At 73.5% G+C, this 7,069-nt stretch carries 2 protein-coding genes; one reads left to right on the forward strand and one right to left on the reverse strand.

What is annotated here, in order from left to right; all coding sequences use genetic code 11:
- Positions 1–281 precede the first annotated feature (281 nt).
- Positions 282–3,278 (forward strand): AfsR/SARP family transcriptional regulator, encoded by a 2,997-nt coding sequence (locus tag OO62_RS35870; protein WP_228332594.1) that lies wholly within the window; start codon positions 282–284, stop codon positions 3,276–3,278.
- 128 nt (positions 3,279–3,406) lie between these two features.
- Here OO62_RS35870 and OO62_RS35875 read toward each other — a convergent pair.
- Positions 3,407–7,069, reverse strand: a 3,663-nt coding sequence (locus OO62_RS35875) for a non-ribosomal peptide synthetase (protein WP_033271928.1), incomplete at its 5' end; no start/stop codon positions are given.

Here is a 7,069-nt window from a genome sequence, read left to right on the forward strand (position 1 = left end):
CTGCGCGGGTGGGGGCGTTGGGGTGGCGTCAGTCGGACGTTAGTCGGACGCCAGCGGGGTGGGGGAAGGTGCTGGGTGGCGGGGGTCGTGGGGGCGGCGCCAGGTGTGGTGGTGAAATAGCTGGCTTGTAGTGCATGAGGGCGGTATGGGGGCTCGTGCAGTGGTCTGCGGCTTATGATCCTCGCCGATGAATCAAGGGGTCCGGTAGGTCCGCGGCATCCGGAGGGTGCGGTGGGGCGAGAGGCCGTCATACGAGAGACGTGCGGGGGGCGATGTCGGAGATGTCTGCGGTGCAGGGGGCGGACCGGATCCGATTATTGGGTCCCGTGCGGTACGTCTCGGCAGGGGGGAACGTCACCCGGCCCGGCGCGCCCGGCCCCCAGACCGTGTTGGCGGCCCTGGCGCTGAGCCCCGGCACGCTGGTGACCGTCGACGAACTCATCGACGGCCTCTACTTCGACGATCCGCCCGCCTCTGCCCGGCGGGTGGTCGTCACCTACATCCACCGGCTGCGGGCGCACCTGGACCGCGAAGCCCGCGCGGAACCGGGCGGTGGCGAGGCGCGGGCCGCCATCGAGACCATGGCCGACGGGTACGTGCTCCAGCTCCCCGAGGACCGGGTGGACGCCCTGCTCTTCCGCCGGCTCACCGCGCGGGCCAGGCGGTGTGCCGACGCCGGTGACCCCGCGGCGGGCGCCGCCGGCCTGGAGGAGGCGCTGGCGATGTGGCAGGGGCCCGCGCTGGCGGGACTGCCCGGGCCGTTCGCGCGGGACTGGCGTCGTGCGCTGGGCGAGCAACTGGCGTCCGCGCTGGAGTACCGGCTGGAGCTGCTGCTGGCGTGCGGGCGTCACGAGGAGGCCGTGCCGGACATCGTGCGGGCCCTGAAGACGTATCCCTACCGGGAGCGTCTGCACGGCGCGTTGATGCTCGCCCTGTACCGCTCGGGGCGCGCGGCCGAGGCGCTGTCGGCCTACGACCGCGCGCGCCGGGTGCTCGCCGAGGACCTGGGCATCGACACCGGGCCCGAGTTGCGCACGTTGCACGCCGCGATCCTGGCCGGGGACCATGACCTCCTTCTGGTGCCCACCCAGGGCGGCGCGGATGCCGTACCGCCGCAGGGCGCCGCGCGGGGGGACGTCTCCGTGGCGCAGGAGCCGGCCCAACTGCCGCCGGTGCCGTGCGACTTCACCGGCCGCCAGGAGCAGATGTCGGCGCTGGTCTCCGCGCTGACCGCCGGCCGGGCGCACGCCGTCGCGGTCATCACGGGCATGGGCGGGGCCGGGAAGACGGCGCTGGCCCTGCGGGCGGCGCACGCGGTCGCCGGGACCTACCCGGACGGCCAGCTGTACGCGAATCTGCGGGCGCCCGACGGCGCACCCGCCGAGCCGGCCGAGGTTCTCGCGGGGTTCCTGAGTGGGCTGGGTGTCCCCGCCGAGCGCATACCCGCCTCCCTGGCCGAGCGCGCGGCGCTGTTCCGCACCGTCCTCTCGCGGCGGGCCGTCCTCGTCGTGCTCGACAACGCCGCGACGACGACGCAGGTGGAACCGCTGCTGCCGGGAGCGGTCCGGTGCGCCGTGCTGATCACCGGCCGCGCGCTGGCCGCGATGCCCGCCACGGTCACCCTGCCACTGAGGGGACTCGGCACGGACGACGCCGTGGAACTGATCGGCAAGATCGCCGGAATCCACCGGATCCAGCAGGAACCGGAGGCGGTCGCCGCGCTGGCGGCGGCCTGCGGCCATCTGCCGCTCGCGCTGCGGGGGGCCGGGGCACGGCTGGCGGCCCGGCCGGGGTGGAGCGTCGCCGCGCTGCTGGAGCGGGTCTCGGATCAGGCCCGGCTCCTTGCGGAGCTGCGGGTGGGCGAGGTGACGGTCGAGGCGGTGTTCGAGATGTCGTACGCGCAGTTGCCCTCCCGGCACGCGCAGGCGTTCCTTGCCCTGTCGGTCCCGCACTGCGCCGAGTTCGACGTGCGGGCCGCGGCGGCGGCCCTGCGGATGCCGGAGCGGGAGGTGGAGGACGTGCTGGAGGCGCTGGTCGACGCCGCGCTGCTGGAGACCGGGTCGCCGGGCTGCTACCACTTCCACGACCTGGTCGGGGCGTACGCGCGGCAGAAGGCCCGCGCCGAGCTGCCCCGCGCCGAGCACCGCGCGGTGGTGCGCGGCGCGGTCGACTTCCTGTGCGCCGGAGTGGTCGCGGCCGTACGGGCCACCCAGCCGCTGAGCGGCCCGCTGACCGCGGAGATCCACCCGCGGCGGACCGCCGACCTGGAGATGTCCGGCGGGCCGGAGGCGGTGCGGTGGGTCCGTGCGGCACTGCCCACGCTGACCACCGTGGTCGAACAGGTCGCGGCCGACGGCGATCCGGACGCGGTGGCGCTGGCCGTGGACGTGCTGACCCTCGTGCCCTGCTTCGAGGAGGTGCTGCCGCTGGGGGCGCTCGGCCGGGCAGCCACCGCGCTGCTCCCGGCGGCGCTGGCACACGGCGACCGGGACGTGATCGGCACCGCCTACTACGCGGCGGGCACGATCCTCAAGAAATACCCGTGCTCCGGCTCCACCGACCGCGCCCGCGAGTACCTGCGGAAAGTGGTGGAGATCTTCGGTGCGGCGCCCAGTCCCGCCGATGGGCAGCGACCGTTCCTCGCCGTGCTGTTCACCCTGGCCATGCTGGCTCAACTGGAGCGTGAGCTGGGCAATTTCGAGGCGGCCCGCGGCTACGCACAGCAGTCGGTGGCGCTCGCCGCAACCGCCGGCGACCAGGCGCTGGTCGCCCGGCGCCGCACCATCCTGCTCCAGATCGAGGTCCTGGATCCGGACCGGCACACGGACCTGGCCGCCATCGGGGCGCAGTGCCGGGAGCTGGCCGCCGTCCTCACTCGCTGCCAGGACGTGAAATGGCTGATCAGGGTGATGATGACGGAGGCGGACAGCCTGCTGTACGACGGTCGGCACGCTGCGGCGGCCCGGCTCTACCGCCGGGTGCTGGAGCGGGCCCGCGCCACGCATCATGTGCGCAACGCGACGGAGTGCCAGTTCCGGCTGGCCGAGGCCCTGTTGGCGGGCGGGGACGCCGTTGCCGCGGTCGACCACGCCCGGGAGGCGCTGGCCGGGGCCCGGGACGCCGGTGAACAGCAGCTGCTGGCGCGCAGCCACCAGGTGCTGGGCGAGGCCCTGCGCGCCCTGGGACAGTCCTGCGAGGCGGACGGCCACCTGGCGAAGGCCGCGGAGCTGCACCGGGAGGTGCGGCAGGCCGGGCCGGCCGTCGCCGCACTCCCCTGACACGTCCCGCCCGGGCTCCCCCAGCGCCCGGGCGGGCCGTGTCACGCACCTACGGGCACCGGCGCGTACAGCCGTCACGCACGTGCGGGCATGCATCCCCGCGTACGGGCATCACGCGCGTACGGACCTCATCCGCGCCCGCGTTCCAGCCAGGCTGCCAGCACCGGGCCGATCTGCGCGAGTTGGTCCGGGCGGGTCAGCTCTCCGTGTGTGCCGCGGACCGGGGTGGCCTCGATCGGGCCCGTGACGTACGGGCGCCAGTCGTGCGGCCGGGGGGCATCCGCGGCCTTGCCCTCGGTGGCCTCGAAGAGCAGCACATCGCCCCGGAAAGTGCGGGGCACGAAGCCGCTCTGGAGGTCGCCGTGGTGGGCGAAGACCCGCAGCATGGCCGCGATGCCGCGCTCCCCGAGGAGGGCGAGTGGCCCGGCGGGGTCGTCGGCGTCGGGCCGCCGGCCCAGCGAGGCGAAGAGCGCCTGCCGGAGTTCGGCCTCGCTCGCCGCCTCGCCCTCGCGTGGGGTGCCGCCGCCCGGCGGGAAGCTGTCCATCAGCACCAGGGAGGCGACCTCGTGGCCGTCTTCCTGGAGCTGGACGGCCATCTCGTGGGCCACCAGACCGCCGAAGGACCAGCCGAGCAGCGCGTAGGGCCCCTGGGGCTGGACCGCGCGGACCTGGGCCAGGTACGCCCGCACCATCTCCGCCATGCTGTCCGGGGTGGCGTCCGGCTCGGTCAGCCCGTGCGCCTGGAGGCCGTAAACGGGCTGGTCGGGCGGCAGGTGGCGGAGCAGCCCGGAGTACACCCAGCTGATGCCGGCCGCCGGATGGACGCAGAACAGCGGGACGGGTGCGGCAGCCGTGCGGGAGGACGACGGACGGGAAGACGACGGACGGGCCTTGCGCAGGGGGAGAAGTACGGCGAGCGAGTCCTCCCGCCGGTCGTCGGTGAGGCGTTCGGCGAGTTCGGCGACGGTGGGGGCGTCGAACAGAGTCCTGATGTCCAGCTCGGCCCCGAGCACGGACCGGATCCGGCTGATCAGCCGGGTGGCGAGCATCGAATGGCCGCCCAGCGCGAAGAAGTCTTCGTCGATGCCCACCTCGGGCACCTCCAGCACCTGCGAGAACAGGCCGCACAGGAATTCCTCGCGCACCGTGCGCGGGCCGCGCCGGTGCTCCGCCGCGCCGCCATCCGGAGCCGGCAGCGACCGCCGGTCCAGCTTTCCGCGTGAGGTCAGCGGCAGGGCGTCCAGGAGGACGAAGGCGGACGGGATCATGTGGCGCGGCAGAGTGGCCGCCGCGAAGCGTCGCAGCGCGCCCGCGTCCGGCAGCTCCGCCGCCGGACCGTCGCCGTCGCGTGCGGGAACCACATAGGCCACCAGCCGCCGGTCGCCGGGCCGGTCCTCCCGGACGATCACGGCGACCTGGCCCACCGCCTCGTGGCCGGCGAGCGACGCCTCCACCTCGCCCGGCTCGATCCGGAAGCCCCGGATCTTGACCTGCTCGTCGGCGCGGCCCACGTACTCCAGGGCGCCGTCGGCGGTCCACCGCGCCAGGTCCCCGGTGCGGTACATACGCTCACCGGGCCCCCCGAACGGGCAGGCCACGAACCGCTGCGCGGTCAGCGCGGGCCGGTTGACGTAGCCGCGGGCCAGTCCGGCCCCCGCCAGGTACAGCTCGCCGGTGGCCCCGGGCGGCACCGGCCGGAGGCCCGCGTCCAGGACGTATACGCGGTTGTTCCCCATCGGCCGCCCGATTGCCGGCCGCTCGTGGTCCGCGGCGTACGCGTACGTGACGTAGACCGTGGCCTCCGTCGGGCCGTAGCCGTTGACGGTCGTGGTCCCGGTCACGGCCCGCAGCTCGTTCCACAGCGCCTGGTCGCAGCCCTCGCCGCCGAGTTCGATCACGCGCGGCCGGGCGGGCCGGTCGTCCGACAGCAGCCCCGCCGCCATCAATTGGCGGCAGAACGTCGGTGAGATCTCCAGGTAGTCGATGGCCTCGGCGGCGACGTACTCGGCCAGCGCCTGCGGATCCCGGCGGGTCTCGTCGTCGACCAGGTGCAGTTCATGGCCGCCCATCAGCCACAGCAGCGGGCACCAGGACGAGTCGAAGGTCAGCGGGCCGGTCAATGCGGCCCGTAGCCGCGGTCCGGCCGCGGCGTGCGCGGCGTGCACCTCGCCGAGGTGGCCGTGGAAGAGATTGATCAGGCCGCGGTGTTCGACCGCGACGCCCTTCGGCCGGCCCGTCGAACCGGAGGTGTAGATCACGTAGGCGAGGTGGTCCGGACGCAGCCGTACGGGACGGTCCTCGGGGGCGGGGTCGACGGACAGGTACCCGGCACGGGTAGCGTGCACGGCGGGATCATCCAGCGGCAGGACCGGCAGCGTCGCCGCGCAGTACGGCCGCATCCGGTCCTCGCCCGTCACGTCGGTCAGCAGCAGCACGGGTGCCGCGTCCGCCAGCATGTCGGCGAGCCGCTCCACCGGGTACTCCGGGTCCAGCGGTACGTAGCAGGCACCGGCCTTCAGCACCGCCAGCTGGGCGACGAGGTGCTCGGCGGTGCGCGGCAGCAGCGTGGCCACGTGCTGGTCCGCCACCACGCCCTGGGCGATCAGCAGCCAGGCCAACTGGTTGGCACGGAAGTTGAGTTCCCTGAAAGTCAGCGAGCCGTGCGCATCGACCACGGCCGTGGCGTCGGGCGCGCGCCGGGCGTGCTCCTCGAAGACCTCGTGCAGCAGCCGGTGGTCCGGCAGCGCACGGTCGGTGTCGTTCCACTCCGTCAGGACACGGGCGGTCTCCCGCGGGCAGAGCAGGTCGAGCGTGTCGATGCGGGTCTCCGGCGCCTCGGTGACCGTGTCGAGGACCCTCAGCAGGCGCTGGACCAGGGACTCGGCGGTGCCGTGGTCGAACAGGTCGGCCGCGTAGTGCAGGATGCCGTGGATCCCGCCGGGGCCTCCGTCCGCCGCCGCACGCTCGACGAAGGTGAAGTCGAGGTCGAACTTGGCGGGGACGGTGTCAAAGGGCTGCGGGGTGAGGGTGGTGTCGCCGAGGTGGAAGGTCGCCTCGGCGTTGTTCTGGAGGACGAGCATGGTCTGGAACAGGGGGTGCCGGCCGCTGGTGCGGTCGGGGTTGAGCTCCTCCACGATCCGGTCGAACGGCAGGTCCTGGTGGGCCAGCGCGGCGAGGTCGGTCTCGCGCACCCGCTGGAGGAGTTCGGCGAAGGTGGGATTGCCGGAGGTGTCGGTGCGCAGGACGAGGGTGTTGACGAAGAAGCCGACGAGGTCGTCGAGGGCCTGATCGGTGCGTCCTGCGGTGGGGGTCCCGAGCGGGATGTCGGTGCCGGCACCGAGCCGGGTCAGCGTGTAATCGGCGTACTGCACCGGCAACGCCGCCCACTGAGGGACACCACCCGTCAGTCGCGCCTCGTAAGCAACCGAGACATCCCGCAACAGCGGGGCCTCGGACCACCCGTCGCTCGCGATGTGATGCAGCGTCAACAACAACGCATGGTCGTCCGGACCTGTCGTGAACAGCGTTGCGCTGAGGGGAAGTTCGGACGAAAGGTCGAAGGGTCGGAATGCCTCTTCGTGGAGTTGGGCGGGGGCCTCGTCCGCTGTGCACTGCACGACGGTGAGGTCCACCACGGCCTGAGCCGGGGGCAGGATCCGCTGGAAGGGCTCTCCCTCGACGGCGGGGTAGAGCGTCCGCAGCGACTCATGGCGCGCCACCACATCATTGACCGCCAGCCGCAGCGCCGCCACATCCACCGCACCCCGCACACGGAACGCGAACGGCGCGTT

This window comes from Streptomyces lydicus, assembly GCF_000717345.1.
Lineage (GTDB): Bacteria > Actinomycetota > Actinomycetes > Streptomycetales > Streptomycetaceae > Streptomyces > Streptomyces lydicus.

What these genes read in the sequence shown, in the direction of transcription:
- OO62_RS35870 (WP_228332594.1), top strand. Translation starts at nt 282, where the DNA reads ATGTCTGCGGTGCAGGGGGCGGACCGGATCCGATTATTGGGTCCCGTG.